At 64.1% G+C, this 26,300-nt stretch carries 21 protein-coding genes and 1 pseudogene; 13 read left to right on the forward strand and 9 right to left on the reverse strand.

The genetic code is table 11. From position 1 onward, the window contains the following. Window positions 1-33: 33 nt before the first annotated feature. Window positions 34-162 carry a hypothetical protein gene (locus tag AC630_RS47820; protein WP_283808436.1) on the reverse strand — a complete coding sequence of 43 codons (129 nt, stop codon included), beginning with the start codon at window positions 160-162 and terminating at the stop codon, window positions 34-36. Between the two features lie 810 nt (window positions 163-972). Between AC630_RS47820 and AC630_RS18850 the strand changes: the two genes are divergently transcribed. Beyond that, entirely contained in the window at window positions 973-1,908 is a 936-nt protein-coding gene (locus tag AC630_RS18850) for a septal ring lytic transglycosylase RlpA family protein (RefSeq protein WP_074119985.1), read from the forward strand. 70 nt (window positions 1,909-1,978) lie between these two features. On the opposite strand, the gene AC630_RS18855 is transcribed toward AC630_RS18850, so the two are convergent. Further along, window positions 1,979-7,216, reverse strand: coding sequence for an IPT/TIG domain-containing protein (locus AC630_RS18855; protein WP_074119986.1), 5,238 nt, complete (start codon window positions 7,214-7,216; stop codon window positions 1,979-1,981). Between the two features lie 525 nt (window positions 7,217-7,741). Between AC630_RS18855 and AC630_RS18860 the strand changes: the two genes are divergently transcribed. The 4 genes from AC630_RS18860 to AC630_RS18875 all read left to right on the forward strand — a co-directional run bounded on the left by AC630_RS18860 (window position 7,742) and on the right by AC630_RS18875 (window position 10,060). Continuing rightward, complete coding sequence (locus AC630_RS18860) at window positions 7,742-8,284, forward strand: phage tail protein (protein WP_074119987.1); 543 nt, start codon at window positions 7,742-7,744, stop codon at window positions 8,282-8,284. A 111-nt stretch (window positions 8,285-8,395) separates the two neighbouring features. Next, entirely contained in the window at window positions 8,396-8,923 is a 528-nt protein-coding gene (locus AC630_RS18865) for a phage tail protein (protein ID WP_074119988.1), read from the forward strand. 45 nt (window positions 8,924-8,968) lie between these two features. Further along, the gene (locus AC630_RS18870; protein WP_074119989.1) at window positions 8,969-9,517 is read left to right on the forward strand and encodes a phage tail protein; all 549 of its coding nucleotides are present in this window, start codon (window positions 8,969-8,971) and stop codon (window positions 9,515-9,517) included. A 27-nt stretch (window positions 9,518-9,544) separates the two neighbouring features. Further along, a complete protein-coding gene (locus AC630_RS18875; protein ID WP_074119990.1) occupies window positions 9,545-10,060 on the forward strand; it encodes a GNAT family N-acetyltransferase in 516 nt (171 codons plus the stop codon). On the opposite strand, the gene AC630_RS18880 is transcribed toward AC630_RS18875, so the two are convergent. Next, the gene (locus AC630_RS18880) at window positions 10,057-11,013 is read right to left on the reverse strand and encodes an alpha/beta fold hydrolase (protein ID WP_074120006.1); all 957 of its coding nucleotides are present in this window, start codon (window positions 11,011-11,013) and stop codon (window positions 10,057-10,059) included. The two genes, AC630_RS18875 and AC630_RS18880, sit on opposite strands and share 4 nt — an antisense overlap. A gap of 153 nt (window positions 11,014-11,166) precedes the next feature. Here AC630_RS18880 and AC630_RS18885 point away from each other — a divergent pair, with 153 nt between their 5' ends. The 6 genes from AC630_RS18885 to AC630_RS18910 are packed head-to-tail and all read left to right on the forward strand — an operon-like array spanning window position 11,167 to window position 17,785. Continuing rightward, window positions 11,167-12,429 carry a D-alanyl-D-alanine carboxypeptidase family protein gene (locus tag AC630_RS18885; RefSeq protein ID WP_074119991.1) on the forward strand — a complete coding sequence of 421 codons (1,263 nt, stop codon included), beginning with the start codon at window positions 11,167-11,169 and terminating at the stop codon, window positions 12,427-12,429. A 2-nt stretch (window positions 12,430-12,431) separates the two neighbouring features. Then, window positions 12,432-13,118: a dTMP kinase gene (gene tmk, locus AC630_RS18890; RefSeq protein ID WP_074119992.1), complete on the forward strand. Its 687-nt coding sequence runs from the start codon at window positions 12,432-12,434 to the stop codon at window positions 13,116-13,118. Then, entirely contained in the window at window positions 13,115-14,161 is a 1,047-nt protein-coding gene (locus AC630_RS18895; RefSeq protein WP_074119993.1) for a DNA polymerase III subunit delta', read from the forward strand. Before tmk ends, AC630_RS18895 begins: the two co-directional genes overlap by 4 nt. A gap of 47 nt (window positions 14,162-14,208) precedes the next feature. After that, entirely contained in the window at window positions 14,209-16,185 is a 1,977-nt protein-coding gene (gene metG, locus AC630_RS18900; protein WP_074119994.1) for a methionine--tRNA ligase, read from the forward strand. 12 nt (window positions 16,186-16,197) lie between these two features. Next, window positions 16,198-16,974: a TatD family hydrolase gene (locus AC630_RS18905; RefSeq protein ID WP_074119995.1), complete on the forward strand. Its 777-nt coding sequence runs from the start codon at window positions 16,198-16,200 to the stop codon at window positions 16,972-16,974. A 13-nt stretch (window positions 16,975-16,987) separates the two neighbouring features. Continuing rightward, on the forward strand, window positions 16,988-17,785 hold the full coding sequence (locus tag AC630_RS18910; protein ID WP_074119996.1) for an MBL fold metallo-hydrolase: 798 nt from the start codon (window positions 16,988-16,990) through the stop codon (window positions 17,783-17,785). 95 nt (window positions 17,786-17,880) lie between these two features. On the opposite strand, the gene AC630_RS18915 is transcribed toward AC630_RS18910, so the two are convergent. From AC630_RS18915 to AC630_RS18925, 3 genes are read right to left on the reverse strand one after another with little or no spacing between them, the layout of a single operon-like run. Beyond that, window positions 17,881-19,530, reverse strand: a complete 1,650-nt coding sequence (locus tag AC630_RS18915; RefSeq protein ID WP_074119997.1) for an acyl-CoA synthetase — start codon at window positions 19,528-19,530, stop codon at window positions 17,881-17,883. Between the two features lie 24 nt (window positions 19,531-19,554). Then, complete coding sequence (locus AC630_RS18920; protein WP_074119998.1) at window positions 19,555-21,438, reverse strand: TRAP transporter large permease; 1,884 nt, start codon at window positions 21,436-21,438, stop codon at window positions 19,555-19,557. A 24-nt stretch (window positions 21,439-21,462) separates the two neighbouring features. After that, complete coding sequence (locus tag AC630_RS18925; protein ID WP_074119999.1) at window positions 21,463-22,482, reverse strand: TRAP transporter substrate-binding protein; 1,020 nt, start codon at window positions 22,480-22,482, stop codon at window positions 21,463-21,465. Window positions 22,483-23,075: 593 nt separating this feature from the next. Between AC630_RS18925 and AC630_RS45500 the strand changes: the two genes are divergently transcribed. Beyond that, entirely contained in the window at window positions 23,076-23,237 is a 162-nt protein-coding gene (locus tag AC630_RS45500) for a hypothetical protein (RefSeq protein ID WP_167561241.1), read from the forward strand. 145 nt (window positions 23,238-23,382) lie between these two features. Then, window positions 23,383-23,643 carry a hypothetical protein gene (locus AC630_RS18935; protein ID WP_143198146.1) on the forward strand — a complete coding sequence of 87 codons (261 nt, stop codon included), beginning with the start codon at window positions 23,383-23,385 and terminating at the stop codon, window positions 23,641-23,643. On the opposite strand, the gene AC630_RS18940 is transcribed toward AC630_RS18935, so the two are convergent. The 3 genes and pseudogenes from AC630_RS18940 to AC630_RS45505 form a co-directional block, all read right to left on the reverse strand. Further along, on the reverse strand, window positions 23,620-24,255 hold the full coding sequence (locus AC630_RS18940; RefSeq protein WP_074120002.1) for a hypothetical protein: 636 nt from the start codon (window positions 24,253-24,255) through the stop codon (window positions 23,620-23,622). The genes AC630_RS18935 and AC630_RS18940 overlap by 24 nt on opposite strands. Before the next feature lie 7 nt (window positions 24,256-24,262). Then, on the reverse strand, window positions 24,263-25,294 hold the full coding sequence (locus AC630_RS18945) for a TAXI family TRAP transporter solute-binding subunit (RefSeq protein WP_143198147.1): 1,032 nt from the start codon (window positions 25,292-25,294) through the stop codon (window positions 24,263-24,265). Window positions 25,295-25,310: 16 nt separating this feature from the next. After that, a pseudogene (locus AC630_RS45505) lies at window positions 25,311-26,300 on the reverse strand (hypothetical protein); the annotation flags it as partial.

Here is a 26,300-nt window from a genome sequence, read left to right on the forward strand (position 1 = left end):
GGCGCGTCATTCGGAATTCGCGGACGGGGCCGACTATTTCTGGCCCTGCAGCTTCGCCGGCACGTGCGGGGAGGTGCTGATGACACGGGGACTTCCGTCAGGATAGGTGCGGTCGCCGCGGATCAGGGATTCCAGGACCAGAAAAAACTTCTCAGCAAGCATTTGCGTCACCCTCGTTGGTGATGGCCTCTTGAAATAAGTCGAGGCGCCGAACGCAGAAATTCAATCAACTAAACGGGAGCAGGGGCAACGCAGACAAGGTCTGCATGCTGCGTCGCGGTGTCGTTGTGGTTAGAAAAAGGGAAATTAGTGGTGGTGGTGCTCAGCCGAAGGCCAATGCCACGAGGCTCGAGCAGAGAAGAACCAACCCGCCGGCGGTCAATGCCAGGAAGCCATCGGATACGAGGTCATGGTTACGCATGGGACACCTGCCGCTCTCGTTTTCAATGCTCGGTCGGATCAATTAAGATTATCCGAACGCGCCGTCTTGAAAGAGGTGATGCTTGCCGCCCGCACGAATGGCCTCAGGCCCGCGTGCGGTAACCTTCAAACGCATGGGCCAGGAAGATCCCCGCGCTTACCAGACCCATCAGTGCCGAAACCGTCTCGATCATCGTCCAATTCCATTCCGCCCCTGCCAGCCGAGAAAACGCGTGCGGCCTTGCACAGTCAAAAGAATTCCGGTGAGCGCCGAGACAATGGGGGTGGAGTGAGGATTCGGCGCAACAGCCTGTCCGGGAGTGGCACAGAACAGGGGGCCCGCGCTCCGTAGATCAACGGGGAGAAGCGAACATCCTGTTTACCATGCCGGCGCGATCGCTGTGCGCTCCCCATTTCCGCCGTGTTCAGGTTGCGATATCGTCACGACTTCCGACGCGGTGGTGGGCCGCCTCGGAGCAAGAGACCGGACGGCGCTCTCCGTAGCCAAAGCGGGTTGGGTGCGCGCCTCCGGCGAAATGGTATTTGGGGCGAATGGGGATCCGACGGTCAGATTCGGTTTTGCGGGCCGCGCGCGGTGTTGCGGCGGCTGCGACCTGCCTCGCGCTCGCCAATTGCGCGTCCTCCAATAAGTTCGCCAGCCGCGTCGATCCGAAATACGGCGTGTCCTCGAGCCCCCGGGTGGTGGCTTGGGGTGATCCAGTCCCGAAGGGCGGCGGCACCTATCGCGTCGGCAAGCCCTATGTCGTGGCGGGCCGGACCTACGTGCCGGAGGAGGACGTCAACTATCGCGCCGAGGGCATGGCGTCCTGGTATGGCGACGATTTCCACGGCCGCCTGACCGCCAATGGCGAAGTGTTCGACATGAGCTCGCTGACGGCGGCGCATCCTACCTTGCCGATGCCGTCCTATGCGCGTGTGACCAACATGTCGAACGGCAAATCGCTGATCGTCCGCGTCAACGACCGCGGGCCATATCACGGCAACCGGCTCATCGATGTCTCGAACAAAGCCGCCGAACTCCTTGAATTCAAAGGCAATGGTGTCGCCAAGGTCCGTGTCGAATATGTCGGCCGGGCACCGCTCGAAGGCTCCGACGACCGCCAGCTGATCGCGACCCTGCGCACCGGGATTCCGGCGCCGTCGCCCTCGATGGTCCGGGTCGCTTCGGCCAGGCCGTTCGTGCCCGAGCTGCCGTCGTCAAGCCGTGGTGCCGTTCGCGGCGAGGTTCCGATGCCGGAGGGGCGGCCCTATAATCTCGGCAATACCTCCGCCGACATGGCTTCGCTCAATGCGACCTCGGAGATGTCAGCGTCGAGCCGCAGCCGGGGCCGGGCGCTCCAAAACGCGCGGGCCGTGTCCTATGACGAGGACGGCCGCTACGCGACCGAGAGCGCGCCGTCAGCCGCCTATGGCTCGGACGGCGCTGCGGAGGCCCGCAGTATCCTGAGCGGCCGCGGCCTCTACTAAGGCACGTAAACCCGGGCTGGCGGCGCAGCGTTGCCGCCTTGAGGATAGACCTGGGGATCAGGCTTGGGGATCAGAACGGAATGCGCGCGCGCCCCGTGAACGTCCAGATCTGCGTATTGCTGCCGATGCCGCCAAGTTCGGCGCCGAAGCCGACCGTGGCGCCGCCCGCCAGCCTTGCACCGACGCCGCCAGTGACCCGCGCAGACCACCCCTGGAGCAGCGGTGTCGAGGCCAGCGGGATGCCGCCCGCAGCGATGATCGCGGCTGCGTCGTCCTGGGTGAAGTAGTAGTCGGCATAAACGCCGACATAGGGCGCCAGCAGTACGCTATCGAGCCACGGCACCGGATAGGAAACCCTGTTGCCAGCCGAGGCACGGCCGCTCGAGAAGGTGCGGGCGGCCTGCTGGGTGCCGAGCGAGTCGACATAGGCGTTCTCTCGCTCCCACAGCGCATAGACCTTGGCGGATGGCTCGATATTGAAATTGGCCCAGCTGTAGCTTCCGGTGAAGCCGGTCGCGAACATCCAGCGGTTGCCGTTGAAATTGCCCTGGGCCGTACCCGAGGTGCCGTCATAGCCGATGCCGGAATAGGCCACCGTCGCGTCGTAGCGCAGCGTCGGGATGATCTTCCAGCCGACATAGGCGCCGACGGTCCAGCCGTCGCCCTTGAGCTTTCCGTTGATGTCGGTCTCGGTGTAGCTGAAATTCTCGTAGCCGCCGACCACGCCGACCAGCAGATTGGGCGCGGCCCGGTAGGTCAGGCCCGAGAGCAGGTTGATCTGCTGGCCGTAGAGCGTGGCCTGGGTTGCCCCCTGACCGATGTTGCCGGACGTGCCCCACTGGTCGATACCGGAGCCGCGCACGTCGATCCAGAGCAGCCAGTCCTTCTGCGGCTTGAAGCGCGCCATCGGCGGGGCCTTGGTCGGTGAAGCCCGATCGATCGCAGCGAAGGCATCGTCGATCCGCGAGGAGCCGCGCGCGGCGCGTCCGGTCCGGCCGGAGCTTGCGTCACCGGCATAGGCATTGGGACCTTGCGAAGCCGACCGAGGCTTCTCGTCTTCGTCACCGTCGGGCGCGGCAGCAAAGTTGACGCGCAGCCCGCCCGCGCCTGGCGTGATGTATTGTCCACCCTCGCTGAAGCCTTCGGAGATCGCTGTGTCGATCGCGCCGGAGATCGCCTGGCCGGAGCTCTGCGCCACGACTTTGGTCCCGTTGATCTGGAGCGCGCGCAGCTTGGCGCTGTCGGCGGGAATGTTGACCGACTGGGTCAGGGCGGTCGAGGTCGAGGCGTTGAAGGCGGGGCTGCCGTTATAGGTTGCCGTGATCGCGTGATTGCCGACCGTGAGCGTCGTCGTCGCGAAGGTGGCAACGCCGGCCGACAGGTTGGACGTGCCGATCGGCGTGCCGCCGTCATTGAAGGTCACCGTTCCCGTCGGCGTTCCGCCAGTGCCGCTCACCGTCGCAGTGAATGTGACGGACTGGCCGTAGCTGCTCGGATTCTGCGACGAGGCGACCGACGTTGTGGTCGTTGAGGAGAGGTAGCTGAACTTGTCGGCGCCTGAGGCGGGCGACGTGCCCCCGGCCGTCGTCACGGTGACGTCGACTGTGCCGGCGCCGGCTGGGGCGGTCGCGGTGATCGACGTTGCCGAGTTCACCGTGAAGCTCGTCGCGTTGTTGGCGCCGAACTTCACCGCGGTGGCGCCTGTGAAGCCGGTGCCCGTGATTGCCACCGACGTTCCGCCAAGCGCGGGGCCCGAGTTTGGCGAGATCGAGGTGACGGACGGCGCGGGCGTGAAGTTGAACTGATCCGATGCCGATGTGGCGGAGGTTCCGCCCGGTGTCGTTACGGTCACATCGACCGTGCCGACGCCGGCGGGCGAGACTGCGGTGATCGAGGTTGCGGAATTGACCGTGAAGCTGGTGGCATTGGCTGCACCGAACTTCACCGCGGTCGCGCCCGAGAACGCCGAGCCGGTGATCGTGACCGATGTGCCGCCCGTCGCCGGGCCGGCGTTCGGCGCGACCGCCGTCACCGCAGGCGTTGCGGTGTAGCTGAATTGATCCGCAGCCGATGTGGCCGTCGTTCCGCCAGGCGTCGTGACCGTGACATCAACCGTGCCGGTCCCTGCAGGTGAGGTCGCGGTGATCGAGGTTGACGAGGTGACCGTGAAGCTCGTCGCGTTGGTTGCGCCGAATTTCACCGCCGTCGCGCCGGTGAAATTGGTGCCGGTCACCGTCACCGACGTTCCGCCAGCGAGCGGGCCGGCCGTCGGCGAGATCGATGTCACCATCGGCGTGGCGAAATAGGTGAACTGGTCCGCCGCGGCTGGTGCCGATGTGCCGCCCGTGGTCGTCACCCTGACGTCGACGGTCCCGGTGCCGGCCGGAGAGGTCGCCGTTATCTGGGTCGCGGAGTTGACGGTGAAGGCCGTCGCGGCCGTCGCGCCGAAGGTCACGGTAGTCGCGCCCGTGAAATTGGTGCCCGTGATCGTCACCGTGGTGCCGCCGGTTGCCGGCCCCGATGTCGGCGAGATCGCGCTGACCGTTGGCGTGAGGATGTAGGTGAATTGATCGGCGGCGGATGTCGCCGACGTGCCGCCCGGGTTCGTCACGCGGACGTCCACGGTAGCAGCCGCCCCGGCCGGCGACGTCGCCGTGATCGTGGTCGCGGAAACAACCGTGAAGCCCGATGCAGCGGTTGCGCCGAAGGTCACCGCTGTCGCGCCGGTAAACCCGGTGCCGGTGATCGTGACCGTGGTGCCTCCCGTGGTCGGGCCCGATGTCGGCGAGATCGAGGTGACGGTCGGTGCGGCGATGTAGGCGAATTGATCGGCGGCGGATGTTGCCGAGGTGCCGCCCGTGGTCGTCACCCTGACATCGACGGTCCCGGTGCCGGCCGGAGAGGTTGCCGTGATCTGGGTTGCCGAATTGACAGTGAAGCCAGTTGCGGCCGTTCCGCCGAAGGTAACGGCCGTCGCACCTGACAAATTAGTACCGGTGATGATGACCGTGGTGCCACCGGCCAGCGGACCCGATGTCGGCGAGAGGGATGTGACTGTGGGGGCGCCGATATAGGTGAACTGATCCGCCGCCGACGTCGCAGAGGTCCCGCCCGGGGTTGTGACCCTGATGTCGACTGCACCGGTGCCGGCCGGCGAGGTCGCGGTGATCGACGTCGCGGAATTGAACGTGAAGCTGGCCGCAGCGGTTGCGCCGAACGTCACCGCCGTGACACCGGTGAAGTTGGTGCCGGTGATGGTCACCGTGGTGCCGCCGGCCTGCGGACCAGCCGTGGGCGAGATCGACGTGACGGTGGGCACGGGGATGTAGGTGTACTGGTCAGCCGCCGATGTCGCCGACGTGCCGCCAGTGGTCGTCACCCTGATGTCCACAGTGCCGGTACCGGCAGGCGAGGTCGCAGTGATCGTCGTCGCCGACACGACGGTGAAGCCCGCCGCGGCTGTCGCGCCGAACGTCACTGCCGTCGCGCCCGAGAGGTTGGTGCCGGTGATGGTCACCGTGGTGCCGCCACCGCCCGGACCTGAGGTCGGCGAGATCGAGGTGACGGTCGGCGCAGGAACATAGGTGAACTGATCGGCTGCCGAAGTTGCCGATGTCCCACCAGCAGATGTGACTCTGACATCGACGGTGCCGGTCGCCGCGGGCGAGGTCGCCGTGATCTGGGTCGCCGAATTGACGGTGAAGCCAGTCGCCGCCGTTCCGCCGAACATCACACCGGTCGCACCTGACAAATTGGTGCCGGTGATAATCACCGTCGTCCCGCCGGTCTGCGGGCCAGCCGTTGGCGAGATCGAGGTCACCGTTGGTGGCGCGAGATAGGTGAACTGGTCAGCCGCAGACGTTGCCGATGTCCCGCCGGGGGTGGTGACCCGGACATCGACAGTGCCGCTGCCTGCGGGCGAGGTTGCGGTGATCGAGGTCGCCGAGACGAACGTGAAGCCCGTCGCCAGCGTTCCGCCGAACGTCACGGCAGTCGCACCCGTGAAATTGGTGCCGGTGATTGTCACCGTGGTGCCGCCGGCCGTGGGACCGGCGGTCGGTGAGATCGAGGTGACGGTGGGAGCGGGGATATACGTGAACTGGTCAGCCGCCGAAATTGCCGATGTGCCGCCAGTTGACGTGACCCTGACGTCGACGACACCAGTGCCGGCGGGTGAGGTCGCGGTGATCGTTGTCCCTGACACGACGGTGAAGCCCGCCGCAGCGGTCGCACCGAACGTGACCGCGGTTGCGCCCGCGAAGTTGGTGCCGGTGATCGTGACGGTGGTGCCGCCGCCGCCTGGTCCTGAGGTTGGCGAAATGCTGGTGACGGTCGGCGCAGAGACGAAGGTGAAATTATCGGCGGCCGAAATCGCAGACGTGCCGCCCGACGTCGTGACGGTGACATCGATGGTCCCGGCCACGTGCGCCGGTGACGTCGCGGTGATTTGCGTTGCCGAGTTGATGATAAAGGTTGCGGCCGGGCCCCCGAATGACACGGCGGTCGCGCCGGAAAGGTTCGTACCGGTGATTGTGACCGAGGTGCCGCCACCCACCGGACCGGCTGTCGGCGATATCGAAGTGACTGTTGGTGGGTTGACGTAAGTGTACTGATCCGCAGCCGATGTTGCCGAAGTCGATCCATTCGTGACGGTCACATCGACGGTGCCGGCGGATCCTGCCGGCGCGACGGCAGTGATCTGTGTGGCGGAATTGACGGTATAACTCGTCGCGTTGGTCGCGCCGAATTTCACGCCGCCGGCGCCGGTTGTTCCGGTGAAATTGGCTCCTGTGATGACGACGCTGTTGCCGCCCGCCGTTGGACCCGATGACGGAGAAATCGATGACACCGAGGGTGGGGGCAGGTTGACCGTGATCGTAAAGGACGTATCGGTGAGCGTAGGTGTGAAATTACACGTGTTGCCTGGATTGCAGCCGCTCGCGTACCAAAGCGTGATCGTGTCGGTGCCGCTTCCTGAGAGGGAGTTTATCCTGATATCGTATTCATCAGTGTGGGTTTGGTTGGCTCCGTTGTTGACAGGAACCAGCGTATAAGTGGCTTTGGCTGACGTGTAGCTCAGGTTTGTTAAAGTCACACCTCCGGCAGTCATCGGATAGTTGTTGAAGGCGTCGATGTTCGGATTGGCGCCGTTCGAGGAGCCGTAAAGACCAAACGAAACCGTGGCATTGGTCACGCAAAGACCGACCGCGTTGCCTGCGCCGGTGCCGTTGATTGTGATGGTTGCACCAGCTGTCGAGCCGGTCGTGAAATTGCACGCCGCGTTCGCCGTCACCATGGCGGTGAGCATCAGGATGGCCGTGATGCAGATGCGTTGGGCCGTACGCCAAAAGGTCCGCGATGTCCGCCGAGGTTCAGCTCGGCTTCTGCGCGCCGCGTCCGCCAATTCCCCGGCTACTGCTGGCACGGCCGCAGCAATCGCGTGACTCACCGACCCCCCTCGCGGCAGCTCTCAACAGCAGAGCTTCCGTCCTGAAATTCCTGATTGTGAAATTATTAACGTATATCTTCGCGTGCATTTAGGAGCGGACGCCGCACACAAATGCAAGCGGGCGCAGGCCCAAACGTCTCGAAAACCCATCTTGTGAAACTAGTTTCCGGCGAACCGTTGCACTGTGGCAACAAAAGGATGCTTGAGTAGCAATTGCCAAAATGACGCCAAGACCATTTGTGGTTGTTACCCGCTTGACTGTCAATGCGAGCTGTTTAACAATCTCAGCGAGCGGACCATATAGAGTTCATTTTTTGATTTAAGCATCGCTGTCGTTCTCACATCACCGCGCGACAGGTCGTCTGATTTTTGGGGGAAGGGGTTATGCCATACCAGCCGATTCTCGGCCAAATCATGCCTTTTGCGGGCGCCGTGATTCCCAGGGGCTGGGCGCCTTGCAACGGCGCGTTGTTGGCGATCCAGACCAATCAGGCGCTGTTCTCGTTGATCGGTACCTATTACGGCGGTGACGGTGTCCGAACCTTTGGGCTCCCGGATCTTCGCGGCCGTGCCATCCTCGGCTCGACTGGCAACGGCGGCCAGTATCCGGTGGGCATGACCAGCGGATCGATGTCGGTCACTCTCACCGTGCCTCAGCTACCGAGCCACAATCATCTGATCCAGGCGGTTGCGACGAGCGGAAGCGGACGTGGTGCTCCGCCTGCCAACAATATTTTTGGCACGAACACGCTGCCGACCGATAACCCGACGAAGATATTTGGGACAGCCGGAAGCGCCGACACGCCATTGGCGTCCGGGACCAATCTGGTGAACGAAGGCAGCGGGCAGGCACACAACAACATGCAGCCCTACCTCGCGATCAGCTATCTGATCGCGACGCAGGGGGTTTATCCGTCAAGAAACTGATCGGCCGCGTAGCGGCATGTTCGCAAACGAAATCCGTCCACATCAATTTCGAATATTTGCGCATTCACCGATCGGATCGGAACGGGGCGCATAAGCAAGGGATCATTTCCGATGGCAGATCCATTTGTCGGCGAGATTCGGTTGTTTGGCTTTCCGCGCGTGCCGGATGGTTGGTTCGCGTGCAACGGACAGTCGCTGGCGATTGCGCAATATCAAACGCTTTTTGCCTTGATCGGCACCACCTATGGTGGGGATGGCGTCAACACCTTCAACCTTCCTGATCTTCGCGGCCGCGTTGCGGTGGGACAGGGACAGGGGGCAGGCTTTCCGAACTATTTGCTGGGTCAGAATGGGGGAGAGGAAACCCATACGTTGATCGAAGCCGAAATGCCGGCCCATAGTCATGCGCTGATGTCCTCGACGGCAACGGGAACGACGCCCACGCCCGCACAGACCGTCCATCTTGCCACCGCCTCGGCGGGCAATCTCTATGCGCCGGCCGCTAACGCCGGGACCTATGCGACGATGGCCGCCTGCGTCACCACAGCGGGCACCAGCGTCGGGCACAACAACATGATGCCCACGCTCGTTGCCAATTACTGCATCTGCAACGACGGCATCTTTCCCACAGCCGGCTAATCTGCTCGCCCGCGCGTCTGCCATTCAGTCTCAAGGAGCGCCACCATGTCGGATCCGTACGTCGGAGAAATTCAGGCTTTTCCGTTTCCCTTCGCGACGGGCGGCTTCAACAGTGCCTGGCTGCCCTGCTTGGGCCAGCTCCTGCCGATTCAGCGTTACTCTCCGTTATTTTCGCTGATCGGCACCTATTACGGCGGCAATGGCACGACCAATTTCGCGTTGCCGAACCTGAACGGTTCGGTCGCGATCAGCCAGGGCCAGGGTCCGGGATTACAGAACCGCGTCATCGGCGATGTCGTCGGCAGTCCGACGGTCAACCTGACTTCGGACCAGATGGCCAGGCACACGCACGCCCTGCAACTCGGCGCTGGCAACGCCGAGAACGCCTCGCCGGGTCCCGGGACGGCCTCGAACATGGTGGCGATCAATCCCCAATTCAACGGCTTCATCGCTCCGCCCGGCAATCTCACCTTGGCGGCCAACGCCGTCACGTTCACCGGGCAGGGCCAGCCCCACGATAACATGCAGCCCACCCAGGCTATCGTGTGGTGTATCGCCTATGCGGGAATCTTTCCGTCCTTCAGCAGCTCCTGAACGATCTGGCGCCGCGCGCGCGACAGCATGTTTGACGCCCTATCGCTCGACATCGTGCCGGACGATCCGGCTCCGCGGCTTAGGCCTGCAGGGCCGATCGACGAGCCGTTCATTCGGCGCCTCTTCGAGGAGGTGCGAACAGTGCAATTCACTGCTACGGGCTTGTCGGGATCGGTCGTCAGCCAGATCGTCGCGCAGCAGTTCCAGAGCCAAGCGGCCGGCTATGCCGCGCAATTTCCGCGTGCGATCTCGCTCATCGTGACACAAGGCGAGACCGCGATCGGTCGGCTCCTGCTCCATTGCACAAGCGAGCATTGGCACATCATCGACATCGCGCTGCTACCGGCCGCTTGCGGTCGCGGTGCCGGGACCAAGATCATGGAAGCTCTCCAAGCGAGCGCGCGGCGGCAGGGTGTTGGGGCGCTGACGCTGTCGGTGCTCGCCAGCAATCTCGGCGCGCGCCGGTTCTACCTGCGGCGAGGATTTGCCGAGATCGGACAAGCGGGCGACGCGCACGTTGCGATGAGAAAGGCTTTCGCCTAGCGCGACGCTGCCTCGCGCAAGAAGCCTACGAGCGCAGCGTTGACCTCGTCGGGCCGCTCTTGCTGCACCCAATGGCCGGCGCCCTCGATCATGAGCTTGCGCTTGAGATTGGGCAGCACGCGCTCGAGCTCGTTGATGCGCTTGGCCCCGATCAGGCCGGTGATGACGGCGTCTCTCGATCCGGCAATGAACAGCGAGGGCTGGTGGATCTGCGCATCCTGCCAGGGCGCCGTCAGCTCCCAATTGCGGTCGAGGTTGCGATACCAGTTCAGCCCGCCGCGGAAGCCAGACTTCCGGAAGCTCTCGGTGAAATAGGCAAGGTCAGCCTCACTCAGCCAGGCCGGCAGCGGTTCTTCGGTGGTCGCGTGGCCGAGGAATCCCTTGCCGTCCTGCACGAACATGGCGGCGCTGGGGTCGGCGAGGCCGCGGCCGCCGAGCACGATCCGCATGGTGCGGGCGACGTCATGCTCGAGCTCGGCCTCGGCGACGCCTGATGTCTGGAAATATTGCCAGTAGAAATTGGTAACGCCGTTCTGGCGCAACAGGTCGAGCGGCTTGCCGCGGCCGCGGAACGGCGGTGGAACGCTCAGGCCCGCGACCGCCGTGAAGATGTCAGGCCGGAACAGCGCAGCGTGCCAGGCGACCGGCGCGCCCCAGTCGTGGCCGACCACCATCGCTTTGGTCTCGCCGAGCGCCTGCACCAGGCCGACGACGTCGCCGACCGTGTCGAAGATCGAATAGGCGGCGACGTCCGCTGGCGCCGCGCTCTGCCCATAACCGCGCATGTCGGGGGCGACGACGCGGAAGCCTGCGTCCGCCAGCGCCGGGATCTGGTGGCGCCACGAATAGGAAAGTTCCGGCCAGCCGTGGCAGAGCACCACCAGCGGACCCCGACCGGCTTCGCGGATGAACAGATCGATGCCGTTGGCCTTGATCACGCGGGTGGACGACATCGCTTTTCCGCCTTGTTTCAGGGGTTTGGTCGACAGATATGAGATGCCACGATAGGGGCGCAACGAGAATCGTGCAATCTCGGGTTCCGGCGGCCAGCCTCGTGTTGTTTGCGCCGGTTCCTACTGTTAGAACGCCGTTCTCAGGGCTTGGCCATGGCATTTCGTCCTTCTTTGCTTCGTTGCAGCCGGCTCACCGCCGGAGCGCTGGCGCGCGGGCTGATCGCTGCGGTCCTGGTGGCGGGGATCGGCTGGGGCGGGTCGCTCTATGCCGCCAACCAGAGCGTCCAAGGCGCCAAGAAGACGGAGGATGCCGGCTTCGACGGCGACGCCCCGACCGCGATCCTGATCGAGGCCTCCAGCGGCAGCGTGCTGTTCGAGAAGAACGCCGATGAGATGCGCGCGCCCTCCAGCATGATGAAGCTGATGACGGCGGAAGTGGTCTTCAATGCGGTCAAGAAGGGCGACATCAAGCTCACCGACGAGTACCGGATCAGCGAGAACGCCTGGCGCAGAGGCGGGGCGCCCTCAGGCGGCTCGACCATGTTCGCCGCCATCAACAGCAAGGTCTCGGTTGACGATCTCCTGCACGGCGCGATCATCCAGAGCGGTAATGACGCCTGCATTGCACTGGCCGAAGGCATCGCCGGCAACGAGAAGATCTTTGCCGCTGACTTCATGACCAAGCGCGCCCGCGAACTCGGCATGATGAAGTCGACCTTCGGCAACTCCAACGGTTTGCCCGACCCCGGCAACAAGATGACGGTGCGCGAGCTCGGCATCCTCGCCCGGCACATCATCCTGGACTTCCCCGAATTCTACAAACTGTTCGGCGAGAAGGAGTTCACCTGGAACAAGATCCGCCAGCCCAACCGCAATCCGCTGCTCAACTCGATGGAAGGCGCCGATGGCCTGAAGACCGGCTACACCAAGGAGGGCGGGTACGGCATGGTCGGTTCGGCCGTGCAGAACGACACGCGGCTGATCGTCGTCGTCAACGGGCTGGAAGACCCTGAGGATCGCGCCACGGAAGCCAAGAAGATGCTGGAATGGGGCTTTCGCAATTTCGAGACCCGCACGCTGATCGCGGCTGACCAGCCGGTTGGCTACGCCAAGGTGTTCGGCGGCGAGAGCCGCTCGGTGAAGCTCGTTGCCAAAGAGCCTGTGAAGGTGATGGTGCACAAGAGTGGCGGCGACAAGTTGATCGCGCGCGTGGTCTATACCGGTCCGGTGCGCGCGCCGATCCAGGAGGGTCAGCAGGTCGGCGTGGTCAGGGTCTGGCGCGGCGGCAACATCGCGGTGGAGACGCCGGTCTATGCCGGCGAGGCGATCGGCACCGGCTCGACCGTGCGGCGTGCGATCGACGGGGCCAGCGAGCTCGTGATCGGCATGTTCCGCGCAGGCGCCGAGAAGCTCTGATCATGAGTGAAAGCGCGACACAGCGGCCGTCCGGGCGCGGACGCTTCATCACCTTTGAAGGCGGCGAGGGGACGGGCAAGTCGACCCAGATCAAGAAGCTCGCCGACCGACTCAATGCGGCCAGGCTCCGTACTCTCGTCACGCGCGAGCCGGGCGGCTCGCCGGGCGCCGAGATCATGCGGCATCTGGTGCTGTCCGGGATGGGCAAGCTGCTCGGCCCCGAAGCCGAGACGCTGCTGTTTGCCGCCGCCCGCGATGACCATGTCCGCACCGTGATCGAGCCCGCGCTTACCCAGGGCACCTGGGTCCTGTGCGACCGTTTCGCCGACTCGACACGGGCCTATCAGGGCAGCCTCGGCAGGGTTTCGGCCGGGCTCATCAACGCGATGCAGCGGGTCACGATCGGCGATCTCAAGCCGGACCTCACCGTCATTCTCGACCTGCCGGTTGAGATCGGCCTGCAGCGCGCCGCGGCGCGCCGTGGCAGCGGCACGCCTGACAGGTTCGAGAGCGAGAAGCTCAGCTTCCATCAGGCCCTGCGCGAAGCCTATCGCAAGATCGCCGCGGAAGATCCCGCGCGCTGCGTGCTGATCGACGCCGATTCGGACCCCGACACGGTCGCCGGGCGGGTCTGGACTGCGCTGCGCGAGCGCCTCCTTCCGACGCCTGCCTCGGTGGTTTCAGCATGAGCCCGCGTCAGGCCGAGCGCGAAACCGCCATTTCGCATCCGCGCGAGACAAGCCTTCTGTTCGGCCACCGCGAGGCCGAGACGGCGCTGCTGACGGCCTATCGCAGCGGACGCATTCCGCATGCCTGGCTGATCGGCGGGCCGCAGGGGATCGGCAAGGCGACGCTGGCCTATCGCATGGCGCGCTTCGTGCTCGCCCACGGCCAGCCGCTGGCGCCATCCGTGCAACGCGCCGAAAGCCTCGCGATCGATCCGGACGACTCCGTGGCGCGGCAGGTTGCGGCGAGCTCGCACGGCGGCTTGTTGACACTCGAGCGCACGGCCAATGACCGCGGCGTGATGCGCACCGTCATCACCGTGGACGAGACGCGTGAGACGATCGGCTTCTTCGGCTCGACGGCGACGGCGGAAGGCTGGCGCGTCTGCATCGTCGACACCGTCGACGAACTCAATCCGAATGCGGCCAACGCGCTGCTGAAAATTCTCGAAGAGCCGCCGCAGCAATCGCTGTTCCTGCTGGTGAGCCACGCACCGGCACGCGTGCTCGCCACGATCCAGTCGCGCTGCCGCAAGCTGCGCCTGCGTCCGCTCGCAACCGACGATGTAATTGGCGCCGCGGCGAGCGCCGCCGATCTCGATCCGAACGATCCGGCGCTGCGCGAGGTGGCCGAGGCCTCGGAGGGCAGTGTCGCGCGGGCGCTGACGCTGCTCGGCGGTGACGCGCTGAAACTCCAGCAGCGCACGGCCGCGCTCCTGGCACGTTTGCCGCAGGTCGATCCGCGCGAATTGCACACGCTCGGCGATTCGCTCGGCACCAGCGACCGCGTCGCGCTTGCAGCCTTCATCGACGGCATCGACCGCTGGATTGCGGAGCGCCTGCATTCCGACGAAGCCAATGCCAACCAGAACCTGCCGCGCCTTGCGCGCCTTGCGGAGGTATGGGAAAAGATCGTCCGCGCCGCGCGCGACACCGAAACCTACAATCTGGAGCGAAAGCCCTTGGTTTTCTCGGTGTTCGGCTGGCTGGCGGACGCAACGCGCTAGGCGCAGGTTCGTTTCCAAATTTCGAGAAGCCGGTAAAGGAATTCGTGGTGGCAACGCGAGCTAAGAAGACCGTTAAGGGCAAGAGCAGCAAGAACAAGGTTGCGAAAAAAGCCACCAAGAAGGCGACGAAGGCGCGCGCGCGCAAGGTTGCCAAGAAGGTCGAGAAGCGCAAGAAGGCTGCCGCCAAGACGCGCGTGAAGAAGAGCGCAGCGAAGACGGCAAAGAAGGCCGGCAAGAAGACCGCGAAGAAGCAGGCCGTTGCCAAGACAGTCTCGAAGAAAAAAGCCACCGCGAAGCCAGCCAAGACTTCGGCGAGCAAGGCTCCAGCGAAGAAGGTGGCCAAGAAGGCGAGGGTGACTGCTCCTCCCGTCGCCGTCGTACCGGCCGCTGCCGCCGCTCCGAAGGCTCCCAAGCCGAAGGCGCCGCGCGCCCCGAAGGCTGTCGCTCCGCCGCAGGCTGCAGCGGCCGTTGCAGCACCCGCACGCGACAACGTTTTCTACATCACGACCGCGATCGCCTATCCCAATGGCAGCCCGCATATCGGCCACGCCTATGAGGCGATCGCGACCGACGTGCTGGCGCGCTTTGCGCGGCTCGACGGCAAGGACGTGTTCTTCCTGACCGGCACCGACGAGCACGGTCTGAAGATGATCCAGACCGCGCAGAACGAGGGCCTTACCCCGTCCGCGCTCGCGACCCGTAACGCCGGCCGCTTCAAGGAGATGGATGAGCGTCTGAATGTCTCGTTCGACCGCTTCATCCGCACCACTGAAGAACAGCACCATCGTTCCAGCCAGGAGATCTGGCGGCGCATGGAAGCGAACGGCGATATCTATGCCGACACCTATTCCGGCTGGTACTCCGTTCGCGACGAAGCCTATTACGCCGAGGACGAGACGCGCCTGAACGATGACGGCGTGCGCCTTGGTCCGCAGGGCACGCCGGTCGAATGGGTCGAGGAGAAGAGCTATTTCTTCCGCCTGTCGGCTTATCAGGACAAGTTGCTCAAGCTCTACACGGACAATCCCGATTTCATCGGTCCGGACTCCCGCAAGAACGAGGTGGTGAGCTTCGTCAAGAGCGGCCTGCGCGATCTCTCGATCTCGCGCACCACCTTCGACTGGGGCGTCAAGGTCCCCGGCGACGAAGAGCACGTGATGTATGTGTGGGTCGATGCGCTCACCAACTACATCACCGGCGTCGGCTTCCCCGATGAAAGCGACGAGAAGTGGCGCTACTGGCCGGCTGATGTGCACATCATCGGCAAGGACATCATCCGCTTCCACGCGGTCTATTGGCCCGCGTTCCTGATGTCGGCTGGAATCCCTGTGCAGAAGCGGGTCTATGCCCACGGCTTCCTGTTCAACAGGGGCGAGAAGATGTCGAAGTCGGTCGGCAACGTCGTCGACCCCTTCAATCTCGCCGATCAGTACGGCGTCGACCAGATGCGCTATTTCTTCCTGCGCGAGGTGCCGTTCGGACAGGACGGCAACTACAATCATGAAGCCATCGTCGCGCGCATCAATGCCGATCTCGCCAATGATCTCGGCAACCTCGCGCAGCGCTCGCTGTCGATGATCGCAAAACAGCTCGGCGGCGTGCTGCCGGAGCCAGGCGAGTTCAGCGACAACGACAAGGCGATCTTGGCGATGGCCGACGGTATGGTCGCGGCCAGCCGCGAAGCGATGGCGACGCAGCAGATCCATCACTGGCTCAATGCCGTGTGGGCTGTGGTCGCGGAAGCCAACCGCTATTTCGCGGGCGAGGCGCCGTGGGCGCTCGCCAAGACCGACCCTGCACGGCAGAGGACGGTGCTCTATGTCACCGCTGAAGTCGTGCGCCAGATCGCGATCCTGGCCCAGCCGGCGATGCCGACCGCCTCGGGATTGCTGCTCGACAGCCTCGGCGTTCCCGATGATGAACGCGACTTCGCCATGCTCGGCGGAGCCAGGCGGATCGCGCCCGGCTCGACGCTGCCGGCGCCGACGCCGGCGTTCCCGCGCTACATCGAGCCGGCGGCCTGAGGCGTTCGCACGATGCTGGTCGACAGTCACTGCCACCTGGATTTTCCTGACTTTGCAGAAGATCTCGACGGGATCGTCTCGCGTGCACGTGCGGCCGGCATCGGCCGCATGGTCACGATCTCGACGCGGGTGCGGCGTCTGAAAGACCTGCTCGCGATTGCCGAGCGCTACGACGACGTCTATTGCTCGGTAGGCACTCATCCGCACAACGCGGATGAGGAGGACGGCATTTCGCCGGACGAGCTGATAGCACTGACGGAGCATCCGAAGGTCGTCGCACTCGGCGAGACCGGGCTCGATTATTTCTATGACAACGGCTCGCCGGAAGCGCAGGCGAGGGGCTTTCGCGCCCACATCGCGGCCGCGCGGGCGACCGGATTGCCGTTGGTGATCCACACCCGTGAGGCGGATGAGGATTGCGCCCGCATCCTGGAAGAGGAGGCGGCAAAGGGATCGTTTCGCGCCGTGCTGCATTGTTACACCGGCGGGCGCGAGCTGGCGCTGAAGGCGGTATCGCTTGGGCTCTATATCGGCTTCACGGGCATCCTGACCTTCAAGAAGTCGGATGCCTTGCGTGCGCTGGCGGCCGAATTGCCGTCTGACCGTATTCTGGTTGAAACAGACTCACCCTATCTTGCGCCGGGCAAGTTCCGGGGCAAACGCAACGAGCCGGCCTATGTGGTCGAGGTCGCAAAAGTGCTCGCCGAAACGCGCGGCGCGTCGCTCGATGATATCTCCCGCCAGACCACCGAAAATTTCTTCCGCCTGTTCTCCAAGGTGAAAGCTTAGGACTGAGAGCTGCATGACGCTGACGCTGACGATCCTGGGCTGCGGCTCCTCCGCCGGCGTGCCGCGCCCGGCACTCGGCTGGGGCGCCTGCGATCCCAGCAATCCAAAGAACCGTCGCCGCCGTTGCTCGCTCTTGGTCGAGCACACCGCCGAGCACGGCACGACGCGCATAGTCATCGACACCTCGCCCGATCTGCGCGAACAACTCATCGACGCCAATGTCGATCACATTGACGCGGTGTTTCTCACCCACGAGCATGCCGACCAGACACACGGCATGGACGATCTGCGCTCGGTCGTGCTGCACATGCGCCGACGGATTCCGACCTATTTCAACCAGTCGACCGCCAAAGACATCATGGCGCGGTTCTCCTATTGCTTCATTTCGCCCGAGGGCAGCGACTATCCGCCGATCCTGACCCGGCATGGAATCGAGGCGGGCGAGAGCCAGACGATTTTGGGGAAGGGGGGCGCGGTGACGCTGCGGGCCTTCCTGGTGCAGCACGGCCAGATCCCCGCGCTCGGCTATCGCATCGGCAATGCCGCCTACACACCCGACCTCAACGACATCCCGCGCGAGAGCTGGGGTGCATTGGAAAATCTCGATCTCTGGATCGTCGATGGATTGCGCTACGCCAGCCACTCCAGCCATTTCAGCATCAACGACGCGCTGTCCTGGATCGAGCGCTTCAAGCCGAAGCGTGCCGTCATCACCAACATGACGGCCGATGTCGATTACGAGGTGATCCGGCAATCGCTGCCATCTGGCGTGATCCCGGCCTATGACGGGCTGCGGCTGGAGACGCACTGAGTACGCCTGCCAAGCGCAGCGCAGTACGGCCTTGCCGGTATAGGAGCGCGCACCAGGCTCGACAATTCGCTAGTGTGTCTGAGGCCGGAACGGGCTCAGGCCGAGATCGCCTTCGAGGATCCCACCTCGTTGCGCAGCAGGAATTTCTGGATCTTGCCGGTCGAGGTCTTCGGGATCGGTCCGAACACGACGGCCTTCGGCGTCTTGAAGCCGCTCATATGCGACCGGCAGAACGCGATGATGTCGGCCTCGGTTGCACTCGCGCCGTCCTTCAGTTCGACGAAGGCGCAGGGCACCTCGCCCCATTTCGGATCGGGCTTTGCGACCACGGCCGCGAACAGCACGGCCGGGTGCTTGTAGAGGATGTCCTCGACCTCGACGGAGGAGATGTTCTCGCCGCCGGAGATGATGATGTCCTTGGAGCGGTCCTTGATGATGACGTAGCCATGCGCGTCGAGCACGCCGAGATCGCCGGTGTGAAACCAGCCGCCTTCGAAGGCTTCCTTCGTGGCCTTCTCGTTCTTGAGATAGCCCTTCATCACGATGTTGCCGCGGAACATGACCTCGCCGATGGTCTCGCCGTCGCGCGGCACTTCCTGCATGGTCTGCGGATTGATCACGGTGACGCCTTCCTCGAGCGGGTAGGGCACGCCCTGCCGGCGCTTCATGCGCGCGCGATCGGCGGCGGGAAGCTCGTCCCAGCCGGGCTGCTCGGCGCAGACGGAGGCAGGGCCGTAGACCTCGGTCAAACCGTAGACATGCGTCAGCTTGATGCCGATGCTTTCAGCGCCTTCCAGCACCGCGACCGGTGGCGCAGCACCTGCGATCAACCCGACGACGCGGTGCGCCGCATTGCCTTTCGGCGCATCGGGCGCGTTGATCAGCACGTTGTAGACGATCGGCGCGCCGCACATGTGGGTGACGCCGTGCGTCTTGATCAGCTCGAAGATTTTCGTCGGCTCGACCTTGCGCAGGCAGACATTGATGCCGGCGGCGGCCGCAATGGTCCAGGGAAAGCACCAGCCGTTGCAGTGAAACATCGGCAGGGTCCAGAGATAAACCGGATGCTGGCCGAGATTGCCGGCGAGGATGTTGCTGACCGCGTTGAGATAGGCGCCGCGGTGATGCGTGACGACGCCCTTGGGATTGCCTGTCGTGCCCGAGGTGTAGCTCAGCGCAATCGCGTCCCATTCGTCTTTCGGCGGGATCGCCACGAAATTCGGGTCACCCTGCGCAACGGCCGCCTCGTACTCGATCTCGCCGATGCGCTTGCCGCCCTTGAAGGAGGCGTCATCGACGTCGACCACGAACGGCTTCGGCCCATTCATTTGTGCGAGCGCGTCGCTGATGACGGCCGAAAATTCCGGATCGACCAGGAGGATCTTGGCCCCGCCATGCTCGAGCTGGAACGCAATCGACGGCGCGTCAAGGCGTATGTTGAGCGCGTTGAGCACGGCACCCGTCATCGGCACTGCGAAATGCGCTTCGTTCATCGCCGGAATGTTCGGCAGCATCGCCGCGACGGTGTCGCCGGTGCCGATGCCCTTGCCGGCAAGCCAGGACGCAAAGCGCCTGCAGCGCTCATGCGTCTGACGCCAGGTGAAACGGCGCCCCTCATAGACCGCACTGACGTGATCGGGATAGACCGCAGCGCTGCGCGCCAGGAAGCTCAGCGGGCTCAGCGGCACGTAGTTGGCGGGCGTCTTGTCGAGACCGATATTGTACTGGTTCTGCAGCTCACTCATGGACACCCTCCTTCACGCGCAGGCTTACAGGAATCCGATCGAAATCCACGGGAAGCCCGCGACGATGATTAATCCCACAAGCAGCGCCAGCAGATAGCCCCAGATCGGTCTGATGCCTTCGGCCGGATCGACGCGTCCGATGGCGCAGGCGGCATAATAGCCGACGCCGAACGGCGGGGCGAATAGCCCGATACCCATCGCCAGAATGATGATCATGGCGTAGTGCACCTCGTGCACCCCGACAAGGCGCGCGATCGGAAACAGCAGCGGCCCGAACAGCACGATTGCCGGAATGCCCTCCAGCACGCTGCCGAGGATCACGAAGGCCAGGATCGAGACGGCGATGAAGGTCGCCGAGCCGCCGGGCAGGCCGGTCATGGAGGCCGCGAGCGCACGAGAGAAGCCGGATTGGGTCAGGCCCCACGCCATGCCGGTCGCCGTGCCGATGATGAGCAGGATGGCGCCGGACAGGCAGGCGGTTTCGATCAGCATCGGCAGCAGCCGCCGCCAGTCGAACTGCCGGTAGATCAGGAGCCCGATCAGGAGCGCATAGACGATGCCGATGGTCGACACTTCCGTCGCCGTGGCGATGCCTTCGACGACGGCGTAGCGAATCACGAACGGCAGGGCCAGGGCAGGGACTGCGACCAGGAATGTCCGCGCAATCTCGCGCGAGGTCGCGCGCTGGACGTGGCTGAGGTCCTCGCCGCGGTAGCGCCACCACACCAGCCCCGACAGAGTCAGCGCCAGCACGAAGCCGGGCAGCAGACCGCCGGTGAACAATGCCGAAATCGAAACGCCGGTCACCGAGCCGATGGTGATCAGCACGAGGCTTGGCGGTATGGTCTCGGTCTGGGCGCCGGTGGCCGCCAGGAGCGCAACGAGATCGCCGGGACGGGCGCCGCGCTGCTTCATCTCCGGAAACAGCACCGGCGCGACCGCCGCCATGTCGGCCGCCTTGGCGCCGGAAATACCGGAGACCAGGTACATGGCGCCGACCAGCACGTAATGCAGGCCGCCCCGGACATGGCCGAGCAGGCTCGCCAGGAACGCCACCATGGCCTTCGCCATGCCGGTCATCTCGATCAGCAGCCCGAGGAACACGAACAGCGGCACCGAGAGCAGGATCAGATGGCTCATGCCCTCGTCCATGCGCCCGACCAGCACCATCAGCGGCGTCCGGGTGGTCAGCGCGAGATAGCCGAAGATCGCAAGTCCAAACGCGAACGCGATCGGCACGCCCGCGAACACGCAGAAGCCGACCACGCCGACGAAGAAGATGATCAGGTTGATGTTGCCGAGCGGCTTGAGCAGCGGCTGCGCGAACCAGAACAGGGCGATCAGGACGACGACGGTCGCCGCAGCCGCCAGCAAGGTCTTGAGGTCCCCGACGCGGAGCAGCCGCAGCAGCGCGAACAGCACCATCAGACAGATGCCCACAGGCAGCGCCGCGGCGCGCCAGGTGTTGGAGATCTGCAGCGCCGGCGTGGTGATGAAGCTTTCCTCGTAGGCGTATTCATAGGCCGGGCGCACGATCAGCAACAGGAAGGCCAGCGCGGCACAGGTCGCGACCACGTCGAGATAGGCCCAGAGTCGCGGGCCGGCACTGGCGACCAGCGCCGTCATCCGCATGTGCTCGTTGCGGCGAAACGCGACCGCCGAGCCCAGCATCGCCAGCCACAGGAACAGCATCGAGGCCAGCTCGTCCGACCACACCAGCGGGGCATGCAGCACATAGCGCGACACCACGCCGGCAAACAGGATCACGACCTCGGCGACGACCAGGATCGCCGCCGGGATCTCGACTAGCCATTTGAGAGCAAGCTCGATGGAACCAAGCACAGGCCGGCGGCGAGGGGGCTCGGCCACCTCGCCGGCCACGGCTGGCGTCATGTCGACATGAGCCATGGCAAGGCCCCTATTGCTTACGCGTTACGACAGCTTGCCGACGGACTTTTCGAGCAGATCCCAGGCCTTCTCGCCGTACTTGCCCTTCCACTCGGCGTAGAATCCGGCCGCACGCAGCTTGTCGCGGAACGGCCCGACCTCGGGCTGATTGAACACCAGGCCCTTGCCGGTCAGCTCCTGTTTGACGGTCGCATTGAGCTTCTCGGTGTCCTCGCGCTCCTTGACGGCGGCCGCGTTGACGTTCTTGGCGACGATCGTCTTGATATCGTCCGGCAGCGCCTGCCAGGCGCGGCGGTTCATCAGGAACCAGAAGCCGTCCCACATATGGTTGGTCAGCGAGCAGTACTTCTGGACCTCGTAGAGCTTCGCCGCCGAGATCAGCGCCAGCGGGTTCTCCTGGCCCTCGACGATCTTGGTCTGGAGCGCCGAATAGACCTCGCTGAAATTGATCGAGGCGGGCGAGGCATCGAACGCCTTGAACATCGAGGTCCACAGCGGCGACACCGGCACGCGGATCTTGAAGCCCTTGAAGTCGTCCGGGCCGTTGATCGGCTTGGTCGACGACGTGGTCTGGCGGAAGCCGTTGTCCCAGATCTTCTCCATGACCTCCAGGCCGGCCTTGTTGATCTCGCCGCGGACATAGGCGCCGAGCTCGCCGTCCATGGCCTTCCAGACCGTGGGATAGTCCGGGAACGCAAAGCCGATGCCGTTGATCGAGGCTGCCGGTACCAGGGTGGCCAGGATCAGGCCGGACAGCGTGAAGAACTCGACGCCGCCGGAGCGCACCTGGCTCAGCATGTCGGTGTCGGAGCCGAGCTGGCTGTTCGGGAAGACTTGCAAGTCGAACCGGCCGTTGGTCTCGGTCTTGATCGCAGCCGCCATCTCACGGGCCCGGGCCACGAACGGATGCGACTCCGGCAGGTTGTTGGCGAACTTGTAGGAGAACTCGGCGGCCTGGGCACGCGCCACATAAGGCGCGCTGACGCCGCCAAAGATAGCGGTCGCGGCAGAGGCCTTGAGAAGCGTGCGTCGGGAAAAGCTCATGGGTCTGCTTCCTCAGAAGGATTGTTCTTGTTGTGAGATGCAAACCTATACGGACGTCGGGTCAGAAGGCGATCTCGCGAGCTTCGCTTATTGCAGCCGGACAACGTCACGGCAATATCGGCTTTCGGCACATGGACCGGTTTCAAAAACTGAAAAACAACCCCATGCACAGTAGCCGTCAAGAGCTGAGGCGATGGTCAAGCGCCAAGCCGAGAACGGACCCTGAGCGAAGGCGCCGTGGGAGAAGTTCGGCCTAAATATCTGATCTAATTTCAGATAAATATATTCCATAATATACCTTATGCGAATTACAGATATGAGTGTGCAGGTCAGGTGTCGTTTCTCGTTCGACCTGAGTCTCTCCTGTTCCATCGGAGTCTAGACCGACCTGTTCACGCTGGCTTCCTCAGAGATTGCCTTATGATCATCAATCGGATCTCTCGGGCGGGCCAATGGACAGGAACCGACGATTGGGCGAGCTCTGGATTACCTGGCCCACCTAAGCTCGGATCGTCGGCCGGCGAGCCGTCATCCGTGGTTTGCACCGCTTCCTGGTCCTTGAGGGCATCAGAAAGGACGATCCGACAGACCGGATGGCTACGATGCGCCGGCGGGTCAAGCTGCCTACCATCTTCTCGGTCGACGATGTCAGCCAGCTGCTGGAGACTGCCCACAGGGCTGCAGACGACAACTCGGTAAGCTTGTTCAAGCGCGCGAGCCTCGCCAGGCGGTCGGCCCTGCTGGAGACGCTCTAGCTGGTTTCCCTCAATCCTGCAGGTTCTCACAATCATCCGGCCCGAGACGCTGCTGGTGCGGTGGCACAGGGCGGGCTTTCACCGCTATTGGCGTTGGAAGTCGCGCCGCATGGGAGGGCGGCCACAAATCGAAGCGGAGCTGCGCGTGTTGATCCGGCGGATGAGCCTCGAAAATCCGCTATGGGGCGCGCCGCGCATTCAAGGCGAGCTACTCAAGCTCGGGTTTGAGGTCGCGCAATCAAGTGTCGCCAAATACATGGTCAAGCGGCGCGGGCCGCCCAGCCAGGGATGGCGCGCCTTCTTGCGTAACCATGTGCCAGATGTTGCCGCCATGGACCTGTTCGTGGTCCCGACCCTTGGCTTCGACCTGCTGTACGCCTTTTTAGCGGTCGTTGGGCCTTGCTAGGGCATGTGGCCATTTGCACGCGGCCTCTATCTTCGCCCGTACTTTCTCCAGCCCGGTCAGGGAGAACGTTGCCTCTCTGGCCGCTCCCAGCCGGGGCTGGAGGCGGATGTCGAGTTCTCCCTCACCCGGAAGCGATCGCAACAACCCGACCACATCACCGGCGAACGCGACGCCGTCACCGAATGCCGCCGCATTGCCTGCGAGTTGCACCGGATGGCCGCCGTTCACGCGGTAAGAAACGACATAGCCGTCGCCGCGGCCAGGCAGGGCATGTCCCGCGACCGCCAGTTCGGTCCGTCCGCCGCGGCATCGGATCGAGAGCTGCATAGCCGAGCCGGCTGCAGCTTCGCGCGATGAAATCGTGGCGGTCGCAATCGGCGTGTAGTCCACGGGAGACGTCGTCTGGCTGACAATCCAGCCGCCCTCCGCCGGCGCAGAATTCGCCGGAGGCGCGACGGCATGGGACAGCCGATCGAGACATTCCAGGCGGTCCGCGCGCTCCAGAGCGGAGCAGGCACGAAGCTGCTCCATCAGATCGTTCGTTCCCTGTGCCAGCACTATCCCACTTGCGACCGTGAGTGCGATTGGGATCGGAATGACAATCACGATCATTCCTCTGTTATTGCGCTGCCTGGGCGCGGGCGTGGCCATCGAGCCATGCCTGCGCGGCAGGGAAGCGCGTAAGCCCGGGAACGGTCGCGGCGAGGTTGATCGATTTCCATTTCGGATCGAAACCGGGCGCCTGCAGCCGGTCGATCCGTGAGAACAGATGATCGACAAAGCGCGCGACCCGATCAAACCGGTTCGAACGGGCCCGCCAATTGAAGGCCACTAGCGCTGTCGGCAAGGCGATCGTCGCCACGCGTTCACCCTGCTTGATCAGGTTTGGATAATCGTTCGCATCCAGAGCCGCTGGAAGATAGTAGTCTTCCAGCTTGCTTTCATAAGGGACCGGCAGAAACTTGAAACCAGCATCCCAGCGACCCCGCAAGAAGGCATCGACCGGCTTCGAGGTCACGAACACGACCGCCGCGATGTCGCCTTTGCGCATCTGCTCCAGCGCGAGCTGATGCGGGATGAACGTCTTTTCGACGTCGAGACCGAGACGACTGAAGATGAGCGGCCCCGAATAGGCTGCGGTGGTGCCCAGGGTATTGAAGTTCACCTTCTTGCCGACGAGGTCTTTCAGGCTGGCAATCTCCGGCCGAACGAACACATGCAATTCGGAGGGGAACAGGTTGAGCACGTAGGCAAGCCTGCGCTGGATATCGGGGACCTGGCTCTTGTACTCGTCGAGCGCGTCGGCATTGATAATCGCCACGTCGATGCCGTGCAGATAGAGCAGCGCGTTGAGGTTCTCCGTGGGGCCACGCGTCACGACCGGCAGAACATGCAAGTTGTCACCGTCATCAACCACGCGGGCCATCTCTGCGGCAAGACGTATGGGCGCGCCCTCGATGAGACCTCCGGCCAGACCGACCGTCCAGGCGTTGATCGCCGCTCTCGGGTTCGGCGGCTCCTGCCGCACCGCCCGCGTGGCATGTATCGGGACGTTCTTCGTTTGCGCATCCACCGAGGACGGCTGAATGAAATGGAGCGAAGCCAATGCCGCAAGCAAGAGCAGCGGATGCATTCCAGGACACCTGTTCATCGATCAGCTCCTTTGCCTATTGGCGCAGCGCGTCGAATCGCTGTTTCGCCTCCTTGACTCCACCGGCCTCGGCCTTCGCGTAGAGCGCGCGCGCCTTCGTTGCATCGCCGCGCGTCCCATAAGTCCCCCATTGGGGCAGAATCAGCGGATCGTAGGTTTCGGCGAGCATGAAACTCGCCTGGGCATTGCCAGTCTCAGCGGCGCGCTCGAGCACGATCCGCGCCGAGCCGATATCACCCTGCCCAAGCAATATCCTCGCGCGCGCCACCAACCTTGCCAGGTCCTGGGCGTCGTCTGGATTTGCCGGAAATTCTCTGCGCGCGTTGGCGACTGCCACCGTTTCTGCCGCGACCGGCTTTGCCGCCTCTGCCTCGACCCGCCTGGCCTGTGCAACCTGACCGGCGACAGGCGTGTCCTTCGTGCTCCGCGCGAGGGCGAGTTCCTGCTCCAGCCGCCCGGCCCTCTCGCTCTCCTTCTGCAGGGATTTTTGCAGTTCCGCCGTGCCGCGCTCTCCCGCCTGCTTTACTTCGGCTGCTTCGGCGCGCACCTTCACGACCAACGCGGTCTGCGTCTCAACCTCCCGCCGCGCCGTCGCAAGATCCTGCTCCAGCCGGCCGGCCTTTTCGCGCTCCTCCTGCACCGATTTTTGCAATTCCGCGGTGCCGCTCTCTCCTTCCTGCTTTACTGCGGTGGCTTGGGCGTACGCCTTCGCCGCCAACGCGGCCTTCGTCTCGACCTCCCGCCGCGCCGCCGCGAGATCCTGCTCCAGCCGGCCGGCCTTTTCGCGCTCCTCCTGCAGGGACTTTTGCAGCTCGGCCGTGCCGCTCTGTTCCTGCTTTGCTTCGGCTGCTTCGGCGCGCACCTTCACGACCAACACGGTCTGCGTCTCAACCTCCCGCCGCGCCGCCGCGAGATCCTGCTCCAGCCGGCCGGCCTTTTCGCGCTCCTCTTGCAGGGACTTTTGCAGCTCGGCCGTGCCGCTCTCTCCTTCCTGCTTCACTGCGGT

This window comes from Bradyrhizobium sp. AS23.2 (genome assembly GCF_001908185.1).
GTDB lineage: Bacteria > Pseudomonadota > Alphaproteobacteria > Rhizobiales > Xanthobacteraceae > Bradyrhizobium.